We start from the raw sequence: 25,924 nt of genomic DNA on the forward strand, positions 1-25,924 counted from the left end.
CCTCAATCAGGGATTTCTGATGATGGGGTATTGTGTAACCCTCAGCTGCGAGGGCGAAGATACTAGAAAACAAAATGGACATGATTGTTGTACACATCTGTTTTTATTTTACCAAAATAAAAACATGAAGGAGGAGTCTTCAATGGCTCGTTATACTGGCCCAAGCTGGAAATTATCTCGCCGTCTTGGAATCTCTCTAAGCGGTACAGGTAAAGAATTAGAAAAGCGTCCTTACGCTCCTGGACAACATGGTCCAAACCAACGCAAAAAATTATCTGAATACGGATTACAATTACAGGAAAAGCAAAAACTTCGTCATATGTATGGAGTAAATGAGCGCCAATTCCGTAATTTATTCGATAAAGCAGGTAAAATGGCTGGTAAACACGGTGAAAACTTCATGGTTCTTTTAGAATCACGTCTTGACAACGTTGTTTATCGTCTTGGCTTAGCTCGTACTCGCCGTCAGGCTCGTCAGCTAGTTAACCATGGTCATATCCTTGTAGACGGTGCTCGTGTGGATATCCCATCATACCGTTTAGCTGCTGGACAAACAATCAGCGTTCGTGAAAAATCACGCAACCTTGATATCATCAAAGAAGCAATCGAAGTAAACAACTTTGTTCCTGATTTCTTAACTTTCGATGCAGACAAGTTAGAAGGAACTTTCACTCGTTTACCAGAGCGTTCTGAACTTCCAGCTGAAATTAACGAATCTCTAATCGTTGAGTTCTACTCTCGTTAATCTTTGCGCCTTGCAAAGTATAACATTAAAAGCCCTAGAAACCTTGTCATATCAAGGTTCTCGGGCTTTTTTATTTTATTTCACTATGCAAAATATAGCATAAAATTGAATGGAATTGGGGCAAAGTGGGGCAAGATTGGGGCGATCCCCAAAACGATAAAAATAATCATGGCGGCGTGTGTATAGGAATAGGCAAGTAACAATTCTCCGTTCTTGGAAAAAGTGGAAAAACTACAACTTCTCGATACCTAGCTCTCCGATTTTGAAAACAAGCGTTTTTTGTTGCCTTTTTTTGATCAATCGGTGACGGAAATTATTTTTTCTCTTTTGGTCTGCCTTCTTTTGGTTTTTGCTAACCGTTGGAAAAAACCTCTCTTCCGCTTTTAAAATTTCTTTATAATCAAACAAAAAACGGCTCGGAACCTCCGAATTTCTTCGTGATGGTTCCGAAACCGCCTTATGAAGCCATTCACACCCACGTTTCGATTATCAACGCTCTGTCGAAAAATGGTTCATGTCCTCAAATAAAACAACTGTCTTACTACATTAAAGCGCCCGTTTGTTGATCAGAAGTTAAATATTCCTTGCTCTTTCCATTGGTCGAAATACTTTTGATAACCCATTTCCTCAGCAGTCATCGTATATTGCTTTCCATCTAATTTAAAAGTGTGGGAACCAGATAAGGCTTCATATGTCGGATTCTCTTTTACATCTCCAAAAATGGATTCGAATGTGGGGATATCAACTTGTGATGAACCATCTTTCCTTGTTTCAATGAGAATAAACGTCTCTTCTTCATCAAAAAGTTTACTTGTGAAAATCAAACCTGCCTTTTGCAACGATGAGTATAACTGCTTCATATACAATCCCTCTTTTCGTTATAAATCTAACAAGAAAATGGCCCTATAATTGAATAAGGTACTAACCTTCTATCATTTCTAAATATGGTATCTCTCTTCCATCAACAATTGCGATGTATACTGGTGTATCTGTTTCAAATATCTTTGTTCCAATTGGTAATTTATTTGCCGTCCCGTTCTTAAATTTAGATGCCTTATCTGTTAGTTTTTTTATTTCGCCTATTTGCTCACCTAATTCATATTCCAACTCTGTTACCCATTCAATATTTTGTGCATTTGAAAACACATGCTCATTAAGGAAAAAAATATCAGCATTATCATATTTCAAATATTCTTTTGGAGTAGGGTTACTGGTAGAAGTGTTTTTGTTGACATTATTACAACCAACCAATAGTATCAGCAAGATACTAAGTAACAAAAAAACCTTTGAAAAATCCACCACCTTAATACCCCCTTCCGTATTGCAGAAAATGGCCCTTTTCTGGAACAACGCACCTTCTCTTCAAAATGAAAGAAGCCCTGCTTCCTTATCAGAATTGGGCTTCTTTCGAGTGTTAGACCATAGAATAAAAGTCCTTCAAACAATTTTCTATGTTGTTGTTATTCTATCATTTTTCTTGAAGTCTTTCCACCGCATTTTCTTCTATCCAAGCGGCTATTTCCTTAATGGGCGGCTTTTCCCTTACCACCCCCAACGTATAATCCTCTGCATCTTGTTCGGATGCTTTTAAGGTATAGCCATTCACCCAAAGAAATTGTTTCATAGCCGAAAATCCAGTCCGTTTATTTGCATTATGAAAAGCGTGATTTTGTGAATGCTCGCATAAAATGCAGCAGCCTTTAACCAAAAAGTCGGATAAGCTTCTTCTCCAAATGAATAGTCTTTCACTTCTGCTTGTTCCTTTGGTGTATATCGTTTAATTACTAAGGCGTTGATGAAAATAACTTCTTTTTTGGTTAAAAATCTGGTCATGCAACTACCTATTCGCTAAATTTCGAAGCGTATTATCATAATTAGTAAAAAGGTCTTTCATGCCTTCTAAAAAAACTAATTATAACATTTTTTCCTTTTGATTGACATATTATTTAATAATTGATGGACGACCTGTTATTTAGGAAAGAGCGGTTTTTACCAATCCCTTTTTTTGAAAAATTATTCCTAATGTTGGGGGAATGATATATGGTTTTTAACCAGGGTGAAAGAAGATATTCATATGAAGATTATCTGTCGGATAATGAAAAAGAGAAAATTGAAATTATTAATGGGGAGATTTTTAAATTGGCTCCCCCTCACTCCCGAAGACACCAACAAATCTTAAGGGAACTTTTGATTGAATTCACACTTTTTCTTCGTGAAAATTCAAGTGAAGGTGAAGCATATTGCGCTCCATTTGATGTGCGTTTACAAGCTGAAAATAAAGACAATGATGAAGTGTATAATGTTGTGCAGCCAGATATTACAGTCATCTATGATAAAAGTAAATTAGACGAAAGAGGATGCCAAGGGACACCAGATATGATTATCGAGATACTTTCACCTTCCTCTATCAAATTAGATAAATGGGAAAAATATTACTTATATGAGAAAGTCGGAGTTAAGGAATACTGGATTGTGGACGCTATGAATGAGTTTATAGAAGTATTCTTATTTGATGAAAATAAATTTGAATCATTCGGTGTGTTTACAAAAGATGATATGATACAAGTTCAAACCATAAGAGGACTGGAACTTGATTTAAAACATATTTTTAGAAATTAAATATCCAGGATTTGCAGCAAAATAAAAAGGCTTTCTCACCCATGCAAGGTATGAGCAAGAAAAGCCTTTTTTGCGGAAAAAGAATACTTGAGAGTGGATATTCTCCTTGTCCTTATTCCAAAAATACGTCTATTTGTTGTTTGAAACTGATTTCTTCTAGTATTCCAGCAAGCAGCCATTCTAGTAAATGTTCATGATAAGCCCGTTCGTGGTAATACTGTACCAATAAATCATCCAGTTCCATATCTTCCATGAATTCATATTGCCTGGCTAAATCATTCATTACATCCCGAACGGAACATAAGTTATAAAACACTTGTTTGTATGCCTGTAAGAAGCGCTGTTCCAGCTTCTTATCCTTGGTTTTTTCGGCATATTTTCGTTCTATTGATTTCGGTATAGGTTTGTTACTAGACAACCCTAAACGCTGCCCTAAATAGCCAATAGCCTGCCCATTCGATAGGTTATTCAGTTTTGCATATAAATCAATAACATCACCACCAATACCACAACCAAAACATTTAAACCGCTTCTTTTTAGAACTAACAGAAAAAGACGGTGTTTTCTCTGAATGGAACGGGCAACAAGCCATTCCTTGTCTGTTCAAATTAAGGTGCTCTTCTGCAATTTCTCTTATATCAATACGATTTTTGATCTGCTCAACAACGAAATGAATACGATTATGATTTTGTTTCCTCATCTAAAGCACCGCTTTTATCCATACCAATAAATAATCCCACCAAGAATGTAAATGTTGAAATAAATAACCATGCAATCATCTAGCATTCTCCTATTCTGATTTGTTAGCAATCAATCTTAACCCCATGTACCATTACCGTAATAATGCCACCATTCCCCATTTTGATAATGCACATCTAAGCAATTTTCCTCCGGATTCCGCTTCACTTTCACAATATCGGACAAGGTATAGTTTTTACGCTCCTCCAGTCCCATAGAACTGTTATGATCGGCATAAACCGTTAATAAAAGCCTATATTCCCCATCTGATAAATGTTTTGCTGCTGGAAATTTACCCATGTTTTGCTGCTCCTTCCTTCAATTTATTAACCTCTTTAACCCTATCTGCCCACACAATTTTACGAAACTACCATTCTTCCTTTTTTGGTACTTTGCACACGCCCGCCAGCTTTATTTTTAGTACCATTCCGTTTTTATAATTTCTTCAATCGCTTTAATCGTTGGTTTGTACCAATACCATCTCTTTTTGTTTTTGCGAACCTCGTGCTGTCTGACCCTCGGATCTTTTAGAAATTCATCTTCAATAAATCGCTCTGACATGGATAATCTTTTGGCCAAACTTTTTACATCAATGAGGAGCAATGTTTCATGAATAACAGCATCTAACCGCTTTTCAATCTGTTCATAAGCCATCTTGTTAAAGTTTTGAGCATTCAGTATGTCCATTTCTCCTTACCCTCCTTTACCACTGTATATCATGGTATACAAAACACCAAAAAAAATTTCAGTTGGATTTTTACCTAATGCCGAACTTATAGCCACGATTGTTGATTGCGTAGGATTACTCTTTTTGTTTTCGATATTACTGATTGTAATACGACTCAACTCAGAACGTCTTGCCAGTTCTGATATTGTCATTCCTCTTTGTATCCTAATTTCCTTTAAACGATTGTCCATCATGATATACACCTCCGTTTGATTATGATTGTATATCACAACTTGCATAGTTGTCAACCATGATATACAATGTTAATAGAAATTAGCAACACCAGAGGTGATAAAATGAGTGAATTTGGAGACTATCTGAAAAAATTAAGGGGTAAAAATTCATTAAGGGATGTAGCAGAGGCCACCAGGATAAGCCATTCCTATTTAGGTACATTAGAAAGAGGATTCGATCCAAGAACAAACAAAGAACGAAAGCCCAGCTTTGATGTGCTTAAAAAACTTGCTGACCATTACGGTGTGGAGTATTTGGAATTACTTAATAAAGCGGGTTATTTAGATCATGAGGCTCGTGCGGCTTTCGCTTCAGATTTGAACAAGTTCGGGATAGGCTACGAATGGCAAGACGGAAAAACCTCTAAGCATTACATTGATCTGGAACTGCATTTGCTAGATGAAATATACGAATTTTCTTATAAGGGAAAAAAGATAACAATGGATGAAAGAAAAGAACTCTTGAATTATGTGGGCTATCTCATTACCAAAAGAGAAGCCAACAAGGAAGGAGAGGAATAACAACTACTTACCCGTTCCTATGCACACGCTCGCCAGCAATGAAAGGAATGGTATAGGTGAAATTAAAAAAGCATCCAAAGGAAGCGGAGGTTTATTCTTATTCCAATACTCAAGGGGAAAAACGTTGGATGTTTCGCCATAAATATTATGACGCACTGGGAAAGCGGAAAGAGAAGAAGAAAAGCGGGTTTGAAACAGATAAAGCAGCGATCAAAGCCTTATTAGAGGTGAAAGCTCAAACGCTGCAAGGACATACCAAACAAATTGAGTATGACCAGCTAAATGTTGGTCAATGGTTAGACATTTGGTATGAAACAAATAAGAATAGCTGGAAAGAAACGTCTAGGAAACAGCGAGAAATGGCCATTCGATTACAAATGAAGCCATTACTCGGGAATTACAAGCTTCAAAAGTTAGATAAAACCACATATGTACGTGATTATATCAATGTGCTTAAAAAGAAATATAAACCGAGTACCGTTCAATTGTTCCATAATTTATTTAAAATCGCCATTAATGCTGCGGTGGATGATGAAATCCTGTCTCGGAATCGTTTCACGAAAATTAGTATCTATAATGAAGATGAAATGCAAAAGGATGAAAAGCTAAACTATTTCACCCCTGACCAATTAGTAAAGTTTCTATCTACCGCTAAACAAGTTGAAAACATCACGAATTACAGTTTTATCTTAACGGTGGCTTATACGGGCATGCGAAAAGGGGAAGCCCTGGGAATCCAATGGAGAAACATCGACTTCAGGAATAAAACCATCACCATTGAAAGAACACGTGATAATAAAGGGGTACGGACACCCAAGACGAAAAACAGCTATCGAACCATTTTAATTGATGAGCTGCTTATCCAGCAATTAAAAAACTATCGTAAATGGTGTATGGAAACCATGCTATCCTTTGGCCATAAATTACAAAACGATTCTTTTGTTTTCACTTCACATCAGACCGGTGAACCCGTTACAGATAATGGCGTGTTATATGCTGTTAGACGCGTACTGAAACAAGCAAATCTTCATGGTGTCACCATACATGGGTTACGACATACACATTGTACAATCCTATTAAATAGTGGTCAAAATGTAAAGGTTATCGCTGAAAGATTAGGGAACACCGCACAAATGATTTATAGTGTATATGGCCATATTTTGAAGGAATCCGAATCAAAATCTGTTGCCCTTTTTAACCAGGTTTTAGAGGCAAATGGGGCTGATTTTGGGGCTAATCATTTATAAATGCCCCGTAAACATTGATGTATCAAGGGTTTATAATGTTATTGAGTTCTACTCTCGTTAATAAGGAAAGGCTGCCAAATGGCAGCCTTTTTCTTTTATAATTGTTTCCTTAATTCAGCTAACTGTTTTTCAATCTCTTCAAGCTGCCTTTCTAAAGGGGCAATATTGCCCCCGACTGATTCCATTTTTTCCAAATCATTCTGCAGCCTGATATAATCGGACTTCAACTCCTGAATTTGGTATTCAATATCGGACTTTTTCAAAACAATGACCTCTCTTACATGTATTTAATCAGGAAGTATTTTTTCTTGCCGCGGCGAATGACTGTAAACTGCCCTTCAATTTTATCCTGATCAGACAAAACATATTCGAGATCAGTTATTCGTTCACCATTAACGGAGACCGCCCCATTTCCAACATCTTCGCGAGCCTGGCGCTTGGACGGGCTAATTTTGGCAGCTACAAGCAAATCGATAATGCTGATTTCCTCACCTGCAGCATGTTCATAGGATGGAACATCCTTAAAGCCCTGCTTAATCTCAGCTGCTGAAAGGTTTTTTACATCCCCGCTAAAGAGAGCCTCAGTAATTTTAATCGCTTGGTCCAATGCTTCCTGGCCATGAATAAGGCGAGTAATTTCTTCTGCCAGCGCTTTTTGTGCCTTGCGTAAATGCGGTTCTTCTTCTACAGATTTTTCAAGACCTTCAATTTCTTCCTTTGAAAGGAATGTGAAGTATTTTAGATATTTAACAACATCCGCATCTGCTGTGTTAATCCAGAATTGATAGAATTCATAAGGTGTAGTTTTTTCAGGGTCAAGCCAAACAGCTCCTCCCTCTGTCTTTCCAAATTTGGTTCCATCTGCTTTTGTCACAAGAGGAATGGTTAACCCGTATGCCTTTGAACCTTCGCCAACCATTTTACGGATTAGCTCAAGACCTGTTGTGATGTTTCCCCATTGATCGCTTCCGCCAATCTGAAGCTTACATTGATAATTTTCGTATAAAAGCTTAAAATCCATCCCCTGCATAATGGTATAGGTGAATTCAGTAAACGAAATACCGGAATCCAGACGCTTAGCAATCGTATCCTTGGCAAGCATGTAGTTAACACCGATATGCTTGCCATAATCTCTTAGGAAGGTGATTATATTCATTGGAGCAGTCCAATCATAGTTGTTCACCATCGTCGCTCCGTTTTCACCCTCAAAATCAAAAATTCTTTTTAATTGTTTTGTCAGGCAATCAACGTTGTGCTGAACAGTTTCAATGGTCTGCAGCGTTCTTTCTTCGGTCATTTTTGGATCGCCGATCAGTCCTGTAGCTCCGCCGACAAGCACGATTGGACGGTGGCCATAGTTTTGAAATCTTCTCAGGGTAAGGAATGGAAGCAGATGGCCAATGTGCATGCTGTCGCCAGTTGGGTCCATTCCGCAGTATAAGGATATTTTCTCTTTTTCAAGTGTTTCCTTTAACCCCTCTTCATCTGTCTGCTGGTAAATAACGCCTCTCCATTTTAAATCCTCTAATAAATTCATTATTTTTTCCTCCTTAAAAATAAAAAACGCCCCTGCAAATTTGCAGGGACGCAGTATTTTTTGCGCGGTACCACCCAGATTGAGGATCGATAATCCTCCACTTCATTCGGATAACGGATAAATCCGTTCACTGCTATAACTGTGTTGTTTAACAGGTTGACAGTGAAAGCTCAGGGAGGTAATTCATCCTTCTATTTGTACCGGCTCGCAGCTCACCGCCGGCTTTCTGATCACAGGGATAGAAGCACTACTGATTCCCGTCTTGGCTTTATTATTTTTTTGATATAAAGCATTTTTATCAAACCGTAAAGAAAAAGTCAACATTCTTTTTGAAGGCTAAAAAAATAACTAATTCTTCAGATTTTTATAGTTGAAATAAGGTAAAAATGATACCCCTGTTTATGCTATAATTGAATGTGATTTTAAGGGGAGAGGTGCGGATGAAAGATAATAAAGATTGGAAAGAAATACTAAGGTCGGGTCTTAGGCTTTTTACAAATAAAAAAGCAACGAAAGGGGCCAGAATTTCCTTTCAGGTTATTTGGAACCTTATTTTATTGCTGATTATCGTTATGGTCATAGGCGGTGCTTTTGCCGGCGGCGTTGGAGCTGGATATTTCGCCTCGCTTGTTAAAAATGAAAAAATTCGCCCTTATGACGAAATGAAAAAGGATATTTATAACTACGAAGAAACCTCTGAGCTGTACTTTTCAGATAATGTTTATCTTGGTAAGCTCCGGACAGATCTTTACCGTGAAGAAGTCAAGCTCGAGGACGTTTCCCAATTCCTGATCGATGCCATCGTTTCAACGGAAGATGAGTATTTCTATCAGCACCAGGGTGTTGTTCCAAAAGCGATTATGAGGGCCTTGTTTCAGGAGGTAACTAATGCCTCTGTCCAATCTGGGGGAAGTACTCTAACACAGCAATTAATAAAGAACCAGATTCTGACAAATGAGGTATCTTTTGAACGTAAAGCAAAAGAAATTCTTCTTGCCTTAAGGCTTGAAAAGTTTTTTGATAAAAAGGAAATTTTAGAAGCTTATTTAAATGTTTCCACATTTGGCAGAAACTCATCTGGAAGGAATATTGCAGGTGTTGAGGCGGCAGCAAAAGGATTGTTTAACATCAGTGCAAAAGAACTGAATCTTCCGCAATCAGCCTTCATTGCCGGCCTGCCGCAAAGTCCGTTCGGCTATACTCCATTTACCCAAAAAGGTGAATTAAAAAGCCCTGAAGGACTCGAACCAGGCATGCAAAGAATGAAAGTCGTTTTAAAAAGAATGTACGATGGAGGGAAAATCACTCAAAAGCAGTATGAAGATGCTTTAGCTTATGATGTGACGAAGGACTTCGCTCCGCGTGCAGAAAGCACTATTGAGAAATATCCATACTTAACTTTCGAAATCGAAAAACGCGCTGTTGAAATTATGGCAGGCATTTTAGCGGAAAGTGATGGATATGCCCACAGCGATTTAAAGGAAAATAGTGAGCTTAGAAACGAATATAAAATGCTGGCTGACCGCAATCTTCGCCAAAATGGCTATCAAATTCACACAACAATTCATAAAGGCATCTATGATGCTATGCAGGAGGCAAAGGATAAATTCACCTATTACGGTAGTGATAGAGTTGAAGTTGTCACAGATCCTGAAACTGGAGAAAAGAAGGAAGTTATCGAACCTGTTCAGGTAGGTGCTATTTTAATTGATAATAGCACGGGAAAAATCTTATCCTTTGTAGGCGGAAGAAATTATCAGGATGAGGCATTAAACCATGCAACAGATGCGCTAAGATCCAATGGTTCCACCATGAAGCCATTAGTTGTCTATGCCCCAGCGATGGAACTCGGGGCTGCATCTCCAGGAACAGTTATTCCAGATGTAGAAGTTTACCTTGACCCGTCCCGTCCTGGCGTGCCTTATCCGCAAAACTATGATAAGCGCTATAGCGGTCTAGTATCTGCGAGATATGCACTAGCGATGTCATACAATGTGCCTGCCATGCTTGTCTATCGGTCAATTATTGACCAGAGGCCAGCTCAATATTTAGAGAAAATGGGCTTTACATCGGTCATCGAAAGTGACTACCACATTAACTCCCTGTCTTTGGGAGGAATTACTAACGGTGTTACTGTCGAGGAGAATGTAAACGCTTATGGCACCTTTGCTAATGGCGGTAAATTCATTGATGCCTATATGATTGATAAAATAACAGACAAAGAAGGCAATGTCATTTATCAGCATGAGGTCAAACCTGTTGAAGTATTCAGCCCGCAAACGGCCTATTTAACAATCGATATGATGAGAGATGTTGTTAAATATGGAACAGCAAGCTCTTTAAACAGCAGGATAAAATTCAAGTCTGACTGGGCAGGAAAAACAGGTACTGGGCAGGATTTGAAAGATTCATGGTTTGTTGCCGTAAATCCGAAGGTAAGCTTCGGGGTATGGAACGGCTATGATACGCCAAAGCCTCTGGAACTCAGATACAAAGGCCTGCATCATGGACCAAGGGGCATTTATTTATGGGCAGATTTAATGAACGCGGCCTATAGCGCAGCACCAGAATTAGTTGCAACAAATGAATCTTTTAAAATGCCAGAAGGAATAATCCGCGGTTCGTACTGCGCGGCTACAGGACTTCTTTCCTCAGAAGCATGTGCAAAAGCTGGCCTCGTTGAAACAGATTTGTATAATGCAAAGTTTGTGCCAAAGGCAGCTGATAACAGCTTCTCAAGCGGCAAATATGTACAAATTGGCGATAAGCGATATTTGGCTCTTGACAGCACTCCTAATGAATTTACAAAAACAGGTGTATTGCTGAGTCCAAATTATTTTGAGGAAAAATTCGGCATCACAGTGAAAAATGCATCTCAGCTAATTCCAAACAAGTCCAGATGGACAAATCTGCTTGCTGCTGGGTCTAAAATGAATGAAAATGGGAAGACCCCAAGCGCTCTAAATATCCAGTCTTCGGGTTCAACGATCAATTGGGGAAATCACCCTGAAAGTGATGTCATCGGTTATCGGGTATATCAAAGAACAGGAAATGGAGCTAAGAAGGTAGGAAGTATACCTGCAGGAAGCGCATTTTCCTTCAATGCATCAAATGGCGATTTCTATATTACCGCTGTTGATATTGCTGGGAATGAGTCAGAACCATCAAACATTGTCCAGATTGGGCAAGGTGAACCAAACAACCCAGAGCAGCAAACGGAGTCATCAGCAGAAGACCAGCCACCTGCTGCACAGCAGAACGAGAGCGAAACAAAACCTTCCGGAACTGATTCAGAAAAGGAAAAAGAGAAGGAAGACAAGAAAGAAAGCGAGAACACAGAAAAAAATTAATGAGAACATTAATAACCGCACCCGAATGGGTGCGGTTATTTTTTATTATATCCTAGTCCTCCATTGTGGAAAGGTCCCCAGTTGGCAAGTTAAGCTCCCAGGCCTTTAACACCCTGCGCATAATTTTGCCGCTTCGAGTTTTTGGCAGCTTATCGCGGAATTCAATTTCTCGCGGTGCTGCGTGTGCAGCAAGACCTGTTTTTACAAACTGGCGAATTTCCTCAGTCAATTCCTCCGATGGAGTATATCCATCCATAAGAGCAATGAATGCCTTAATAATTTCACCGCGGACTGGGTCAGGCTTTCCGATAACCCCTGCTTCAGCAACAGCTGGATGTTCGAGAAGTTTACTTTCAACTTCAAACGGACCTACCCTTTCGCCTGAAGTCATAATGACATCATCGACACGTCCCTGGAACCAGAAATACCCCTCTTCATCCATATAGGCGGAGTCGCCTGAAACATACCAATCACCTGGCATAAAATAAGATTCATATTTCTCTTTATTATTCCAAATGGTATGCATCATGGAAGGCCAGCCTTTTTTAATGGCCAAGTTTCCCATGCGATTTGGCGGAAGTTCATTTCCTTGATCATCCACAATCGCAGCCACAACACCAGGAATTGGTTTACCCATTGACCCAGGTTTTATTTCCAGGCAAGGGTAATTACAAATCAGCTGCGCTCCCGTTTCAGTCATCCACCAAGTATCATGAATGCGTTTTTGGAATACTTTCATTCCCCATTTAATTACCTCAGGGTTAAGCGGCTCTCCAACGCTTACGACATGACGTAGGCTGGATAGGTCGAATTTCTTAACTACTTCATCCCCCGCTCCCATTAACATTCTGAATGCCGTTGGGGCACTATACCAAATGGTTACACCATATTCCTCAATCATTTTGTACCACGATTCCGGATTAAACCGTCCGCCAACAATCAAGTTGGATGTTCCTGTCAGCCATGGACCGAAAATACCATAGGATGTTCCAGTAACCCAGCCTGGGTCTGCGGTACACCAGTATACATCCTCCTCCTGCATATCCAGCACCCATTTAGCTGTATAATATTGCTGAATCATTGCATTATGAACATGCAGCACACCCTTTGGCTTCCCAGTTGAACCAGATGTATAGTGTAAAATTAAGCCATCTGTACGTTCTACCCATTCTATTGCAAGCTTTGTGCTTGCTTTGGCCATTTTCTTATTAAAATCAACATACGGGCCTTCTTCTTTGATGTTCTCGCCCACAAGGAAAATTTTCTTTAATGCTGGAAGTTCATCAACTGGAACTCTATTCAATAATTCTGGAGTTGTAATAAGGACTTTTGCTTCACTGTCCTCTAACCGGTCACGGACAGCTCCTTCCATAAAGGCCTCAAAAAGCGGGCCGGCAATCGCACCTAGCTTAATAATTCCTAACGTGGCAAAATACAGCTCCGGGGAACGAGGCATAAAGATGAATACGCGATCGCCTTTTTCTACATCCCCATATGTCTTGAACACATTCCCTGCTTTATTAGAAAGCTCTTTCATTTCCTTGAATGTATATTTTTCGTTTCTTAAGCCTTCACGGAAATACAGGGCAATTTTATTTTTTCTAAAGGATTCTGCATGACGGTCAATAGCTTCATAAGCCATATTCACACGCCCGGTCTCGTGCCAGGAGAATACCTTTTCAGCTTCCTTCCAGTCGAATTGCGAATACGTTTCTTCATAGTTCTTTAAGTTATAATTTCCTTGAGCTGCTGGCAGTGCTTCTATTTTCATAGTATATCCTCCTTTAAAATTACTAAGAAAACTTAACCGAGTATGGCCAGTTTTTAAGATTAATATTATTATAATATAAGTTTTATCTTTTCACAATTTTTTAAATATTCATTTTCAGGATATTTTTAAAAATTGTAAAAAAGTACTATTTATCCAACGTTCACAAAATGTTTTCAAATAATACTGAAAATATATATAAGCCGCTAAAAACAAGCAGCTATTTATGTATAATAGATATAATTGATATGTCTTAGGCGGTGAAGGAATGGAGCATCAAAAAACCTATAATGCAATGGAATTGAAGACTGCAAAAGGTGATTTAATTATTGAGGGACCCGTATCACCAGGAGCAATTGCAGAATTGGAGTTTCATAACGACTTAGTAGCTTTTCGCCAGCCAGAAAAGCAAAAGAAAGCATTGATTGAGATAGCCGGTCTGCCAGAAGGAAGAATTATTATTGCCCGATTTCGGGAAACCATTGTCGGATATGTTACATATGTTTACCCAGATCCGCTTGAACGGTGGTCTCAAGGAAAAATGGAGGATCTAATTGAACTAGGTGCCATTGAAGTAATACCTGAATTTCGCGGGACTGGAACAGGCAAAGCCCTTCTTAAGGTTTCCATGATGGATGATGCTATGGAAGACTACATCATTATTACTACTGAGTATTACTGGCATTGGGACCTTAAAGGAACCGGCCTAAATGTATGGGAATATCGAAAGATCATGGAAAAAATGATGAATGCCGGCGGACTGGAATGGTACGCAACAGATGACCCGGAGATTTGCTCTCACCCAGCCAATTGCCTGATGGCTAGAATCGGCAAACGTATTGATATAGAGTCCGTTCAGAAATTTGACCGCCTCCGTTTTATGAATCGATTTATGTACTAAATTTAGGGGGTTATAAGAATGATTGTTGAAGAAATTATGAAAACAAAGGTTATTGCCCTTGCAGAAACTGATAGTATTGCGGAGGCATTGAAGGTCATGCGCGAAAATAAAATCCGCCATCTCCCTATCATCGATGAAAAACATCATTTAATCGGGCTTGTCACTGACAGAGACATACGAGATGCGACCCCTTCCATCTTTGATACTGAAAAGTTTAAGGAAGGCCTGCAAAATCCGCTAAAAATGATTATGAGGACGGATGTGATAACAGGGCATCCCCTTGATTTTGTCGAAGAGGTATCCGCTATTCTTTATGAGCATCGCATCGGGTGTCTACCTATCTTAAATGATGGGAAACTGGTCGGCATTGTCACTCAAACTGACCTGCTTCATACATTGGTAGAATTAACCGGTGCCCATCAGCCAGGCTCACAAATTGAGATTAAGGTGCCAAACAGAACTGGCATGCTGCATGAAATATCCGCAGTGATTAAAAATCGAAAAGCAAATATTCAAAGTGTCCTAGTTTATCCGGATAAAAGTGATGAGAATTATAAAATTATCGTTTTAAGGGTTCAAACCATGAATCCTCTTGCATTAATTGAAGATATCAAAAAATGCGGCCATGTCGTGCTTTGGCCAAACTTTCCGGGGCAATCATCATGATGGATGAAAGTGTTTTTGTTTTCTCAAAGGATTTACTGAACTATAAATTCAACGAAACGCACCCCTTTAATCAGCTTAGGATTAAACTGACACTTGATTTGCTTAAATTGCTGCATGCGATTGAAGATAATCAAATGATTCCTCCCCGTTCTGCTACGGACGAGGAACTGATGCTCATTCATGACCCCCACTATATCAATGCCGTCAAACTTGCTGGCCTTGGCAAGCTGCCCCCAGAGACGGGGGAAAATTACGGACTTGGCACGGAGGATACACCGATTTTTCCTAATATGCATGAGGCTAGTTCCCTCTTAGTTGGCGGGACACTGGCAGCTGCTGATGCAGTAATGAGCGGCCGTGCAAAACATGCCTTGCACCTTGGCGGAGGCCTGCATCATGGATTTCGCGGCAAAGCTTCGGGCTTTTGTGTTTACAATGACAGTTCTGTAGCGATCAAATACCTGCAGCAGAAATATCATGCAAGGGTTTTATACATTGATACCGATGCCCACCATGGAGATGGGGTCCAGTGGGCATTTTACGATGATCCTGATGTCTGTACATTGTCTATACATGAGACAGGAAGATATTTATTCCCGGGAACAGGATATGTGAATGAACGGGGACAGGGCAAAGGCTATGGTTTTACTTTTAATATACCAGTAGATGCCTTTACGGAAGACGAATCCTGGCTCGAAATGTATCTAACCTCAGTCAGGGAAGTGGCGGAGTACTTCAAGCCAGATGTCATCTTAACTCAAAATGGTGCGGATGCCCATTATTTCGATCCGCTTACCCATTTATCTGCAACAATGAAAATATACAGAGAGATCCCAAAGCTTGCACATGAATTAGCACATAAGTATTGCGGCGGCAAATGGATCGCTGTAGGCGGAGGCGGATATGATATTTTCCGTGTTGTTCCACGGGCCTGGGCATTAATCTGGATGGAGATGACCGAAAACTCAAATTGTTTCGGCACCCTTCCTTCCTCCTGGATAGATAAATGGAAGGAAGCTTCTCCTGTGCCATTGCCGCTTTCATGGGATGACCCGGAAGGCATATATAAACCAATTCCTAGAAAAATGGAAATCACCGAAAAAAATAGACAAACATTAGAAAAAGCCTTGTATCCGATTAGAAGCATGAAAAGATCTGAAATCTAACCACAGTAAAAAAGGACCCAAAAGGGTCCTTTTCCATTAATTTGATGTAAGATCGTCCTTACTGTATTTAGGATCAGATATCACAATTTCAACCCTGCGGTTTTTTTTGCGGTTTTCAGGGGAATCATTTGATACAAGCGGTCTAGTATCAGAATAGCCAACTGCAATAAACCGCCTGCTGTCCAGCCCATGGTTCTCGATTAAATATTTAATGACACTGCTGGCCCGAGCAGCAGATAACTCCCAATTCGAAGGATAGCGAAAACTATTCATTGGGCGGTCATCCGTATGTCCTTCAACCTTGACCAAATTGGGCATCGACTTTAATAATTCTCCTACCTTGTCTAAAAAACCATAGGCGTCGCCAAGAATGGTCGCCTCACCAGGGTCAAAGAGAACCTTTTCTTCAAGCACCAGGACTACGCCGCGCTCGGTCCTGTTAGCAACAATAACATCATCCATTCCATTTTTGCTCAGGAAACCTTGAACCTCGTTCAATAGATTCTGCATTGATTCCTCTTCTGCACTCTGCTCTTGCTGCTGTGAACCAGATTCAAGATTTTTATCTTTTGCTGGCATATCGTTTTCAATAACTGAGGAATAATCCAGCGGAACAACAGTAGGATAAAAATCAAAAAATTGTTCTCGCAATGATTCTGTTACCGCCTTAAATTTCATCATATCAATTTGCGACATTGAAAATAGCAAAATAAAAAAGACTAAAATTAAGGTTACCAAGTCGGAAAAAGTCACCATCCAGCCGGGTGCGCCTCTTTTTTGCTCAGGGGGCCTTTTCCTAAGCTTCATTATCTGATGCCCCCTCTAAAAGGGCTGAGGCTGCTTTTTTTCGGTCATCGGAGGATAGAAATGCACTTAATTTTTCGCGCAGCAGCTTAGGGTTTTGGCCAGACTGAACCCCTAGCACACCTTCAATAATTAATTGCTTAAAAAACACTTCCTGCTCTGTCTTTAACATTAGCTTTGATGCGATTGGATGAAATACCAGGTTTGCAAGCAAAGTTCCATATAGGGTTGTTAACAGGGCAATTGCCATATTAGGGCCAAGACTTGATGGGTCATTTAAGCTCTTTAACATGAGAACCAGCCCGATTAATGTACCGATCATTCCCCATGCAGGCGCGTATTCCCCGGCCTTTTCAAGAATACTTCTGCCCTTTCTGTGTCTTTCCTCCATTGCGGAAATTTCAGCATTCATAATATCATTAATCATATCAGCCTCAATCCCGTCAACAGCAAGCAATATACCCTTTTTAATAAAAGGATCGTTCAGCTCCTCCATCTCTGCTTCAAGAGACAAAAGTCCCTCTCTCCTTGCACGCTCAGATAAGCTGACAAAGGTATTAATTAACTCATTCAGATCCCCTGCATTGTGGGTAAATCCTTGCCTGACAACGGTAAAGACATGCTTCATATCATTTAAAGGAAAACTCACTAGAAGCCCCGCAATCAGTCCGCCTATGACAATAAAGAAGGATGCCGGATCAATAAAGGATAGGAAGCCATCTATTCCCCCATTATCAACAATACCGAAAATAAGCATAATGATCCCAACTAATAAGCCGACCGGTGTTAAAATATCTAACCTTTTCATATTCCCTCTCCTGATTTTTGCGTTTTCTTATCTATCTATATCATCGGCTGGATTATGATTTTGTTGAGCTTCGATGTTCAATTCTATGGGGAAGGACGACAATATGATCTGAAATTTCCTCCTTATTCATCAGCTTTGTCAAAAGTCTCATGGCAACCGCGCCGATGTCATACAAAGGCTGTACTACCGTAGTCAGCTGCGGGCGCACCATTAATGATAATCTGGTATTATCTGAACTGATCACTTCAAAGTCCTCAGGGATATTAAATCCTTTATCCTTTGCTCCATGCACAATGCCAATAGCCATTTCATCAGAACCAGAGAAAATGGCTGTTGGTTTGACTTCGCCATCAAGGAGCTTTTCAAAGGCATCTATTCCGGAGTCATATGTGTAGTCTCCCTCTGCGACCAATTCCTCATTATAAGGAAGCCCAGCTTCTTTCAGTGCCTTCTTGTAGCCGTCCAGCTTCTTTTTATTAATAGGCTCATGGAACGAGCCAAGAACGATAGCAATATCTTTATGGCCCTCGCTGATAAACATTTTTGTTGCATCATATGACGCTTGTTCGTAATTAATATTTACAGAAGGAATTTTTTCATTTTCTTCGATGGAACCTGCGAGTACGATCGGAACAGGAGATTTTTCAAACTCATCTACAAGCTCGTCCGTAATATTCCCTCCCATAAAGACAATTCCATCCACCTGCTTGCCAAGCATAGTATTTAATAGATGCATTTCCTTTTCTAGGTTTTGGTCTGAATTGCTAAGAATGATATTATATTTGTACATTGTCGCTATGTCCTCAATTCCCCTTGCAAGCTCTGCAAAAAAAGTGCTTGAAATATCTGGGATAATAACGCCAACAGTCGTTGTCTTTTTGCTTGCTAAACCGCGGGCAACCGCATTGGGACGGTAGCCAAGCCGTTCAATAACCTCTACCACCTTTTTCCGGGTGGCCGGTTTCACATTTGGGTTTCCATTGACAACCCGTGAAACGGTAGCCATTGAAACATTGGCCTCTCTAGCCACATCATAAATCGTTACATTCATTTTATTGACACTCCTTCTTCAATTGAACGAAAAACATTGATGTATATATTAGTTTACGGCACGAATGAGCCGCCTACTCATGCATTTGTTCATTCTTCATAATAACAAATTTTTTTATGCATAAATATGTATTTCTCGTTAAATTCATTTTTATTGTAAGCATACTGCTAATTTGAGATTTATTCCAACAAAAAAAAGCCTTCTGTCCTTTAGGCAGAAGGCAATTTTTTATGACGATTAAACTCTTAATAATGAAGATGATTTAAGTTCGCTCATAAATTCATCAAATTGTTTTAGATCCATTTGCTGGGCGTTATCTGAAAGAGCTACGGCCGGATCTGGGTGTACCTCAGCCATAACACCGTCTGCACCAATTGCTAGAGCTGCTTTTGCACATGGCAGCAATAAATCTCTTCTTCCTGTGGAATGGGTAACATCCACAAATACTGGCAAATGAGTTTCTTTCTTTAAGATAGGTACGGCAGAAATATCTAATGTATTTCTTGTTGCACGTTCATACGTACGGATGCCGCGTTCGCAAAGGATAATCTGTCCATTTCCCTGTGCCATAATATATTCAGCAGCATTAATGAATTCTTCAATCGTTGCTGCAAGACCTCGTTTTAAAAGAACTGGCTTGTTCACAGCACCTGCTGCTTTTAATAATTCGAAGTTCTGCATGTTTCTAGCACCGATCTGGATAACATCAATATATTCAACAGCCGTTTCGATATCAGCAGGGTTTACGATTTCGCTGATAACTGCTAAATCGTATTCATCGGCTACTCTTTTTAAAATCTTCAGGCCTTCAATTCCAAGACCCTGGAAATCATATGGAGATGTTCTTGGTTTAAACGCGCCTCCGCGAAGAAGCTTCAAGCCTTTTGCTTTTACAGCGTCAGCTACTGTTGCAACCTGCTCATAGGATTCAACCGCACATGGGCCAAAAACCAAATGCGGATTACCATCACCGATTTTTTCACCCTTAATATCAACAATAGTATTTTCCGGCTTTTTCTTTCTTGAAACTAATAGAGCTTTTCGATGATCATCTTCCTGAAGCTCTAAACCAGCTTTGAAGATTTCTTTAAAAACATGAACAATTGTTGAATTTTCAAATGGACCATCATTATGCTCTAAGATAAGATTAAGCATATCGCGCTCACGGACAGGATCAAAACGGTAGACCCCCTGTGTCTCTTTCGCCTTACCGATTTCTTGAACCAATTTCCCTCTTTCATTAATTAATGACAATAGCTGTAAATTAAGTTCATCCACACGCTGACGCAATTCATTAAGATCTTTACTCATTTTTCCTGTCCCTTCCCTTCAGTTTTAAATTGAGCATGTTATTCGAAGCAATAAGGTGCATTTATTTTAAAATGGGGTTCACCTTTTATTCTCCTTTATAGGCTCATTAATCTGTGATACATTTTTAATAATTAGAAATTATTATATATGAATTATCTGAAGATGTCACTAACTTTTTCTTTAATAATTAAACGCTTTTAAGCGATAAAGAATTTTTCCTGCAAAATGAAGGTCTACAACACTTCCAAAACCTTATAGAAAGTGAGGGATTTCCTTGCTTGAAAATAAAAAACTGTTCGCCCTGGATATTGGAACCCGATCTGTCATCGGCATTATCTTGGAAAAAAGGGATGGCCACTATCATGTAGCTGATATGGTGATGAAGGAACATACGGAGCGGGCCATGCTAGATGGACAGATCCACGATATCTTGGCTGTATCAAAAGTCATCACTATGGTGAAGGACATACTCGAAAAAACACATGGGGAATTAAAAAAGGTCTGTGTGGCGGCTGCCGGCAGATCTCTTGTTACAGAGCGGGCATCGGAAACAATAGAAATTCACGGAAAACCGCTCATGCAAAAACAAGATATTTTGCACTTAGAATTAAGTGCTGTTCAGCAGGCTCAAGCCATTGTATCAGAAAAATTCGAATGTGATAAAAAGGCAAATTATTACTGTGTGGGCTATTCGGTGCTTCGCTATACACTGGATGGAGAAGAAATCGGCAATCTGATTGATCAGCAGGGTGAAGAGGCTTCCGTTGACATCATCGCAACCTTTCTGCCAAAGGTCGTTGTTGAATCACTTCTTTCTGCGCTCCAAAGATCGGACTTAGAAATGGAGGCACTTACCCTTGAGCCAATTGCCGCTATCAACGTCCTAATCCCTCCATCAATGAGACGTCTGAATGTTGCCCTAGTTGATGTTGGAGCCGGTACTTCAGACATTGCCATAACAGATTCTGGCACAGTCACTGCCTATGGCATGGTACCAATTGCTGGAGACGAAATTACCGAAGAAATCAGTGAACAGCTGCTCTTAGACTTTCCTTTAGCTGAAAAAGCCAAAAGAGAGCTTAACAGCACTGAGACCATTACGGTAACAGATATTTTGGGCTTCGAGACTGAGGTTCACAGAACTGACATCATAGAAAAAATTTCCCCCGCGATTGACCGGCTGGCTTCAGCTATCTGTCAGGAAATTCTTCAAATGAATAATAAGCCGCCAAAAGCAGTCATGCTTGTCGGCGGAGGAAGCCTGACACCAGAGCTGCCAAAAAGGATTGCAGAAAAGCTTGGCCTGCCAGAAAATCGGGTGGCGATTCGCGGGATCGATGCCATTTCTTCACTGACTGTTGCAAAACAGATTAGCAAAGGCCCTGACCTTGTAACGCCAATTGGAATTGCTATCGCTGCACATCAATCACCGGTTCAGTATCATACTGTTCAAGTAAATGAACGTCCTGTCCGTCTATTTGAAGTAAAGAAAATGACGGTTGGTGATTGCCTCCTCGCCGCTGGAATCAAAATAAATAAGCTATACGGCAAGCCGGGGCTGGCGATGATTGTCAGTGTGAATGGGCAAAACATTACCATTCCAGGCGGATATGGTGAAGCCCCGCTGATCCTGCAAAATGGCCTGCCAAGCACGTTTGATGCAGAAATAAAAAATGGCGATAAAATCACGATTGAAAAAGGCAAGGATGGGGAAATTACTGAGCTCTATATTAAGGATTTAATTGACGAAATCCCTGTTAAGAATGTCAAAATTAATGGCAGGGAATACACCGTAAAGGCGCGTATTACTTGCAACGGCACGGATGCTTCATCTGATAAATTAGTTGAAGACCGCGATGTCATTGAATGCCGGATGCCGGAAACTATCGAGGAATTACTGAATGATTTAAAGCTTCACGAACTTATGGCAGAAATAAGGCCCTTTAGGGTCAATATTGATGGAAAGGAAACAGTTATCCCTCCTTTATCAGGCAAGATTTTTAGAAATGGCAGAGAAATAAAGCCTTTCCATTCATTTGACAGCCATGATGAGATAACGATTGAAAAAAAGGGGACGCCAACCCTAAAAAAACTTGCACAGCTAAAGCAGCTGATATTATCGCAAAGCCTGCCAGTAACCTTTAACGGCAACAGTATTACCATTACAAAACCCGTTGCCATCATTAGGCGAAATAGAAAAGTTCTTTCAGAAGAAGAGATCATTTTAGATGGGGATTACCTGACCATTGAAGAAGGAAACATAGAGCCCTTTACGTTTCAGGATATATTCGGACATGTCGATATCGAAATACCCCAAAAGGCAAGCGGAACATTTGAATTATTGCAAAACGGAGAAAAGGCAGCCTTCCACAGCAAACTCAAACCTGGTGACCAGCTGCAAATCATCTGGCCAGAAAACGCCCGCCAAAAAATCACATAAGGACACAGGGACAGGCACCCTGTCCCTTATGTTTTTTTTGATCATGAAAAGGACAAAGAAACCCTATGTTCTATTTCAGGTTCTCGGGATTTAACGGCTCCAATTCTGGGATAACAAATCTGCCATCTTTGCGGATTAGTACATCATCAAAAAAGATTTCCCCGCCGCCGTAATCAGGGCGCTGAATATTGACCATATCCCAATGAATATTGGAGTGGTTGCCGTTGTAAGCGTCGTCGTAGCATTGGCCAGGCGTAAAGTGGAAGCTTCCATCAATTTTTTCATCAAATAAAATATCCTGCATTGGGTGGGAGATAAATGGATTCACGCCGATGGCAAATTCACCGATAAAGCGCGCTCCCTCATCTGTATTAAAGATTTTGTTGATTCTTTCTGTATCATTTGCAGAAGCATCAATTATTTTTCCATCTTTAAATGTTAATTTCACATTTTCAAAGGTAAATCCATTATATGGTGATGGCGTATTATAGCTGATCACACCATTTACAGAATCACGGACAGGGGCGGTATATACCTCTCCATCTGGGATATTCATTTGGCCCGAACATTTAATGGCCGGAATGTCTTTAATGGAGAAAGACAGATCTGTGCCAGGCCCAGTTAATCTGACCTTATCCGTCTTATTCATTAATTCAACTAATGGATCCATAGCTTTATCCATTTTGCTGTAGTCAAGATTACATACATTAAAGTAAAAATCCTCAAAAGCTTCTGTGCTCATTTTAGCCAATTGGGCCATCGCAGTATTGGGATATCTTAAAACAACCCATTTCGTTTTTGGAACACGGATTTCGCGGTGAACCTTCTTGCCGATGGTTGTCCCATGAAGCCTCATTTTTTCATCTGGCACATCTGACTGTTCGCTGATATTGTCGCCTGAACGAAGACCTATGTATGCATCCATCTTACTCATAACATTCGCCTCAAAGTCAGCCATCATATTAAATTGCTCCTCCTGCGCACCTAGGAGCAGCGCACGGTCAACCTGCTGATCTTTTAAAGAAACAAATGGATATCCGCCCGCTTCGTAGGCTTCTTTTACAAGAGCGATCACAAGCTCTCTTTGCAGGCCAAAATTTTCAATTAAAACCTTTTCGCCCTTTTGCAAACGAACCGAATAATTAATTAAATTTTTTGCTAGTGTTGCAATACGCGGATCTTTCATTCTTATCCCTCCGAAAAACAAAATTCAATTTTACAATACATTTAATATTTTAGGAAAGCAAGTTAGCAGGTTTTTGGCTAACAAATGAGCAGCCCAGCATTTTACATGTTTATTGAAATAACGTAAAATATGAGGTGATATAAGGAAAATTGTTCATATCTTGTCAGTTGGAGGTAGATGAGTTGGAAATTATTTTATACTTAAGTGCAGCTGTTGCTGCCATCGCATTTTTCATTCTTGTCATTTATTTAGGGAAAACATTAACGTCATTAAAGGTAACATTAGACAGTGTTTCTAAAACATTGGACGGATTAGAGAAACAATTAGATGGAGTAACAAGAGAAACTACCGCCCTATTGCAAAAAACAAATACTTTGGCTGAGGATATTCAGCACAAATCAGAAAACCTCAACAGCGTTGTTCATGCTGTTAAAGAAGTGGGTGAATCCGTACGCGGCTTTAATGGCTCTATTCAAAAAATTACTTCCTCCGTAAATGAACAGGTTGAAGAAAACAAAGAAAAGATATCGCAAATCGTACAATGGAGCCAAATTTTCTTAGAATTGAAGGAAAAGTGGCAAGCGAGAAAGAAGTACTCTAATACGGAAGTTGTGAAGGAGTCAGAAAACCTTCCAGCAAGAAGGGTACGAGGAAGATCTTAAAGGAGGTAAAAGAGTGAGCAATCAAGAAAGAAGTCAAAATGATCAATCTCAGGCAAAATCAGATGATAGCATCAATACAAAGGATTTTTTAATTGGTGCACTTATTGGCGGTATGGTCGGCGCTGCCGCCGCTCTATTCCTTACCCCTAAGTCTGGGAAGGAACTAAGAAACAATATCAATGAACAAGCCTTAGTAATAAGAGAAAAAACTGGTCATTTAAAGGAATCGGCAATGGCCAAGGGCTCACAGATTGCTGCTGTCACAAAGGATAAAACAAACAGTCTTACCCACTCAGTATCACAGCAATCAGCTGATTTAGTAAATAAGGTGAAAAACCTGAAGCCAAAAGAGGAAGAAACTGAACAGACGGCCGATGAGGCAGCTGGAAAAGACTATAACGAGATTCAAAGGCGTCTTGAAGAAACACAGCGTGCTTTCGACGAGACCGAAGGAAAAATTCATCAGTAAGCTGTAAGATGGAAATTCGGGCGGTGGAGTGATACAATCACTTCATCGCTATTTTTATATTAATAGGAGGTTTTTTGCATTGATTAGACTAAATGAAATAGAAGCCTTTGATAAAGCGCTTGAAGCGGAAAAGGAATTCTTTTTGCTTAAGCATAGCTCTACATGCCCAATCAGTCAGGCTGCACACGAAGAATACGAAAGCTATTCTTCAGAAAATGAAAAGGTTCCTGCTTACTATCTTGTCGTTCAGGATGATCGTCCATTATCCAATCATATTGCGGAAAAATTTGAAATTAAACATGAATCCCCACAAGCCATTTTGTTTCGCAACGGCCAGCCTGTGTGGAATGCCTCGCATTGGAAAATCACTGAGAAAGCATTAAAGGCGGCTGTAGAGAATAACTAAACGGATAGACAGAGTGACTAGTTTCTGTTCGTCTTCGGGACTGGATTAGGTGTTTTTCACTTAATCCAGTCTGAACTGAATCCTGATTTTGAACCGGGTTAAGGTTTTTTTAGACTATCCTGTCAGGATAAAACCTTGTTTCTGACTCGATTGAGGATTTTTCCGCCTACCCTGTCAGAATGCTACCTTGTTTCTGACTCGTTTGAGGATTTTTCCGCCTATCCTGTCAGAATGCTACCTTGTTTCTGACTTGATTGAGGACTTTTCCGTCTATCCTGTCAGAATGCGACCTTGTTTCTGACTCGATTGAGGATTTTTCCGCCTCCCCTGTCAGAATGCGACCTTGTTTCTGACTTGATTGAGGACTTTTCCGCCTATCCTGTCAGAATGCTACCTTGTTTCTGACTTGATTGAGGACTTGCCCGTCTATCCTGTCAGAATGCTACCTTGTTTCTGACTCGATTGAGGACTTTTCCGTCTATCCTGTCAGAATGCTACCTTGTTTCTGACTTGATTGAGGACTTCCCCTCTATCCTGTCAGAATAGAACCCCCATTCTGACTCGATTG

Annotated in this window: 29 protein-coding genes and 1 other annotated feature; of the genes, 12 read left to right on the plus strand and 17 right to left on the minus strand. The window is 40.0% G+C overall.

The annotated features are described in order from the left end of the window. Positions 1 to 142 precede the first annotated feature (142 nt). Entirely contained in the window at positions 143 to 745 is a 603-nt protein-coding gene (gene rpsD, locus AC1Q59_RS16695; protein WP_492366980.1) for a 30S ribosomal protein S4, read from the plus strand. Between the two features lie 231 nt (positions 746 to 976). Here rpsD and AC1Q59_RS16700 read toward each other — a convergent pair whose 3' ends face one another. The 5 genes from AC1Q59_RS16700 to AC1Q59_RS16720 all read right to left on the minus strand — a co-directional run bounded on the left by AC1Q59_RS16700 (position 977) and on the right by AC1Q59_RS16720 (position 2,578). Continuing rightward, complete coding sequence (locus AC1Q59_RS16700; protein ID WP_492366981.1) at positions 977 to 1,153, minus strand: hypothetical protein; 177 nt, start codon at positions 1,151 to 1,153, stop codon at positions 977 to 979. Positions 1,154 to 1,311: 158 nt separating this feature from the next. After that, the gene (locus AC1Q59_RS16705; RefSeq protein ID WP_492366982.1) at positions 1,312 to 1,605 is read right to left on the minus strand and encodes a hypothetical protein; all 294 of its coding nucleotides are present in this window, start codon (positions 1,603 to 1,605) and stop codon (positions 1,312 to 1,314) included. Positions 1,606 to 1,666: 61 nt separating this feature from the next. Continuing rightward, positions 1,667 to 2,047 carry a hypothetical protein gene (locus AC1Q59_RS16710; protein ID WP_492366983.1) on the minus strand — a complete coding sequence of 127 codons (381 nt, stop codon included), beginning with the start codon at positions 2,045 to 2,047 and terminating at the stop codon, positions 1,667 to 1,669. Between the two features lie 166 nt (positions 2,048 to 2,213). Then, complete coding sequence (locus AC1Q59_RS16715; RefSeq protein WP_492366984.1) at positions 2,214 to 2,453, minus strand: type II toxin-antitoxin system death-on-curing family toxin; 240 nt, start codon at positions 2,451 to 2,453, stop codon at positions 2,214 to 2,216. After that, positions 2,366 to 2,578: a hypothetical protein gene (locus tag AC1Q59_RS16720; protein ID WP_492367089.1), complete on the minus strand. Its 213-nt coding sequence runs from the start codon at positions 2,576 to 2,578 to the stop codon at positions 2,366 to 2,368. Before AC1Q59_RS16720 ends, AC1Q59_RS16715 begins: the two co-directional genes overlap by 88 nt. Positions 2,579 to 2,785: 207 nt before the next feature. Here AC1Q59_RS16720 and AC1Q59_RS16725 point away from each other — a divergent pair, with 207 nt between their 5' ends. Then, positions 2,786 to 3,364 (plus strand): Uma2 family endonuclease, encoded by a 579-nt coding sequence (locus tag AC1Q59_RS16725; protein ID WP_492366985.1) that lies wholly within the window; start codon positions 2,786 to 2,788, stop codon positions 3,362 to 3,364. Between the two features lie 112 nt (positions 3,365 to 3,476). Here the strand turns inward: AC1Q59_RS16725 and AC1Q59_RS16730 are convergent, their stop codons facing one another. From AC1Q59_RS16730 to AC1Q59_RS16745, 4 genes are all read right to left on the minus strand, one after another. After that, positions 3,477 to 4,064, minus strand: a complete 588-nt coding sequence (locus AC1Q59_RS16730) for a CHC2 zinc finger domain-containing protein (protein ID WP_492366986.1) — start codon at positions 4,062 to 4,064, stop codon at positions 3,477 to 3,479. 116 nt (positions 4,065 to 4,180) lie between these two features. Further along, positions 4,181 to 4,402, minus strand: a complete 222-nt coding sequence (locus AC1Q59_RS16735; RefSeq protein ID WP_492366987.1) for a hypothetical protein — start codon at positions 4,400 to 4,402, stop codon at positions 4,181 to 4,183. 117 nt (positions 4,403 to 4,519) lie between these two features. Next, positions 4,520 to 4,789, minus strand: a complete 270-nt coding sequence (locus AC1Q59_RS16740) for a hypothetical protein (protein ID WP_492366988.1) — start codon at positions 4,787 to 4,789, stop codon at positions 4,520 to 4,522. Positions 4,790 to 4,795: 6 nt separating this feature from the next. Further along, positions 4,796 to 5,023 (minus strand): helix-turn-helix transcriptional regulator, encoded by a 228-nt coding sequence (locus tag AC1Q59_RS16745; RefSeq protein WP_492366989.1) that lies wholly within the window; start codon positions 5,021 to 5,023, stop codon positions 4,796 to 4,798. Between the two features lie 102 nt (positions 5,024 to 5,125). Between AC1Q59_RS16745 and AC1Q59_RS16750 the strand changes: the two genes are divergently transcribed. Together AC1Q59_RS16750 and AC1Q59_RS16755 are read left to right on the plus strand one after the other, a co-directional pair. Next, a complete protein-coding gene (locus AC1Q59_RS16750; RefSeq protein ID WP_492366990.1) occupies positions 5,126 to 5,584 on the plus strand; it encodes a helix-turn-helix domain-containing protein in 459 nt (152 codons plus the stop codon). 56 nt (positions 5,585 to 5,640) lie between these two features. Then, positions 5,641 to 6,831 carry a site-specific integrase gene (locus tag AC1Q59_RS16755; protein ID WP_492366991.1) on the plus strand — a complete coding sequence of 397 codons (1,191 nt, stop codon included), beginning with the start codon at positions 5,641 to 5,643 and terminating at the stop codon, positions 6,829 to 6,831. A 95-nt stretch (positions 6,832 to 6,926) separates the two neighbouring features. On the opposite strand, the gene AC1Q59_RS16760 is transcribed toward AC1Q59_RS16755, so the two are convergent. Together AC1Q59_RS16760 and tyrS are read right to left on the minus strand one after the other, a co-directional pair. Then, positions 6,927 to 7,094, minus strand: coding sequence for an SE1832 family protein (locus AC1Q59_RS16760; protein WP_492366992.1), 168 nt, complete (start codon positions 7,092 to 7,094; stop codon positions 6,927 to 6,929). Between the two features lie 14 nt (positions 7,095 to 7,108). Then, positions 7,109 to 8,368 (minus strand): tyrosine--tRNA ligase, encoded by a 1,260-nt coding sequence (gene tyrS, locus AC1Q59_RS16765; RefSeq protein WP_492366993.1) that lies wholly within the window; start codon positions 8,366 to 8,368, stop codon positions 7,109 to 7,111. A gap of 41 nt (positions 8,369 to 8,409) precedes the next feature. Further along, positions 8,410 to 8,641: a binding site (T-box leader), on the minus strand. Between the two features lie 167 nt (positions 8,642 to 8,808). Between tyrS and AC1Q59_RS16770 the strand changes: the two genes are divergently transcribed. Then, the gene (locus AC1Q59_RS16770; RefSeq protein WP_492366994.1) at positions 8,809 to 11,718 is read left to right on the plus strand and encodes a transglycosylase domain-containing protein; all 2,910 of its coding nucleotides are present in this window, start codon (positions 8,809 to 8,811) and stop codon (positions 11,716 to 11,718) included. Between the two features lie 52 nt (positions 11,719 to 11,770). On the opposite strand, the gene acsA is transcribed toward AC1Q59_RS16770, so the two are convergent. After that, positions 11,771 to 13,489 (minus strand): acetate--CoA ligase, encoded by a 1,719-nt coding sequence (gene acsA, locus AC1Q59_RS16775; RefSeq protein ID WP_492366995.1) that lies wholly within the window; start codon positions 13,487 to 13,489, stop codon positions 11,771 to 11,773. Positions 13,490 to 13,754: 265 nt separating this feature from the next. Between acsA and AC1Q59_RS16780 the strand changes: the two genes are divergently transcribed. Genes AC1Q59_RS16780 through AC1Q59_RS16790 form a run of 3 tightly spaced genes read left to right on the plus strand, consistent with a single transcriptional unit; the run spans position 13,755 to position 16,219 of the window. Beyond that, a complete protein-coding gene (locus AC1Q59_RS16780) occupies positions 13,755 to 14,387 on the plus strand; it encodes a GNAT family N-acetyltransferase (protein WP_492366996.1) in 633 nt (210 codons plus the stop codon). Between the two features lie 18 nt (positions 14,388 to 14,405). Then, positions 14,406 to 15,053, plus strand: coding sequence for an acetoin utilization AcuB family protein (locus AC1Q59_RS16785; protein WP_492366997.1), 648 nt, complete (start codon positions 14,406 to 14,408; stop codon positions 15,051 to 15,053). After that, positions 15,050 to 16,219: an acetoin utilization protein AcuC gene (locus AC1Q59_RS16790; RefSeq protein ID WP_492366998.1), complete on the plus strand. Its 1,170-nt coding sequence runs from the start codon at positions 15,050 to 15,052 to the stop codon at positions 16,217 to 16,219. Before AC1Q59_RS16785 ends, AC1Q59_RS16790 begins: the two co-directional genes overlap by 4 nt. Before the next feature lie 36 nt (positions 16,220 to 16,255). Here AC1Q59_RS16790 and motS read toward each other — a convergent pair whose 3' ends face one another. The 4 genes from motS to AC1Q59_RS16810 form a co-directional block, all read right to left on the minus strand. Continuing rightward, on the minus strand, positions 16,256 to 17,026 hold the full coding sequence (gene motS / locus AC1Q59_RS16795; protein WP_492366999.1) for a flagellar motor protein MotS: 771 nt from the start codon (positions 17,024 to 17,026) through the stop codon (positions 16,256 to 16,258). After that, entirely contained in the window at positions 17,016 to 17,831 is an 816-nt protein-coding gene (gene motP, locus AC1Q59_RS16800; RefSeq protein WP_492367000.1) for a flagellar motor protein MotP, read from the minus strand. The genes motS and motP overlap by 11 nt, the downstream gene beginning before the upstream one ends. A gap of 52 nt (positions 17,832 to 17,883) precedes the next feature. Next, positions 17,884 to 18,882, minus strand: coding sequence for a catabolite control protein A (ccpA, locus tag AC1Q59_RS16805; protein WP_492367001.1), 999 nt, complete (start codon positions 18,880 to 18,882; stop codon positions 17,884 to 17,886). Positions 18,883 to 19,119: 237 nt separating this feature from the next. Continuing rightward, a complete protein-coding gene (locus tag AC1Q59_RS16810) occupies positions 19,120 to 20,193 on the minus strand; it encodes a bifunctional 3-deoxy-7-phosphoheptulonate synthase/chorismate mutase (RefSeq protein ID WP_492367002.1) in 1,074 nt (357 codons plus the stop codon). Between the two features lie 274 nt (positions 20,194 to 20,467). Here AC1Q59_RS16810 and AC1Q59_RS16815 point away from each other — a divergent pair, with 274 nt between their 5' ends. After that, positions 20,468 to 22,633 (plus strand): cell division protein FtsA, encoded by a 2,166-nt coding sequence (locus AC1Q59_RS16815; protein WP_492367003.1) that lies wholly within the window; start codon positions 20,468 to 20,470, stop codon positions 22,631 to 22,633. Between the two features lie 70 nt (positions 22,634 to 22,703). On the opposite strand, the gene AC1Q59_RS16820 is transcribed toward AC1Q59_RS16815, so the two are convergent. Then, positions 22,704 to 23,819: an aminopeptidase gene (locus AC1Q59_RS16820; protein WP_492367004.1), complete on the minus strand. Its 1,116-nt coding sequence runs from the start codon at positions 23,817 to 23,819 to the stop codon at positions 22,704 to 22,706. Between the two features lie 182 nt (positions 23,820 to 24,001). On the opposite strand from AC1Q59_RS16820, the gene AC1Q59_RS16825 reads away from it, so the two are divergent. The 3 genes from AC1Q59_RS16825 (at position 24,002) to ytxJ (ending at position 25,356) form a co-directional block, all read left to right on the plus strand. Next, complete coding sequence (locus AC1Q59_RS16825) at positions 24,002 to 24,481, plus strand: DUF948 domain-containing protein (RefSeq protein ID WP_492367005.1); 480 nt, start codon at positions 24,002 to 24,004, stop codon at positions 24,479 to 24,481. 13 nt (positions 24,482 to 24,494) lie between these two features. Next, on the plus strand, positions 24,495 to 24,950 hold the full coding sequence (locus AC1Q59_RS16830) for a YtxH domain-containing protein (RefSeq protein ID WP_492367006.1): 456 nt from the start codon (positions 24,495 to 24,497) through the stop codon (positions 24,948 to 24,950). A 79-nt stretch (positions 24,951 to 25,029) separates the two neighbouring features. Further along, positions 25,030 to 25,356: a bacillithiol system redox-active protein YtxJ gene (gene ytxJ, locus AC1Q59_RS16835; RefSeq protein WP_492367007.1), complete on the plus strand. Its 327-nt coding sequence runs from the start codon at positions 25,030 to 25,032 to the stop codon at positions 25,354 to 25,356. The last annotated feature ends 568 nt before the right edge of the window (positions 25,357 to 25,924 follow it).

Source organism: Cytobacillus sp. MT66 (genome assembly GCF_058792595.1).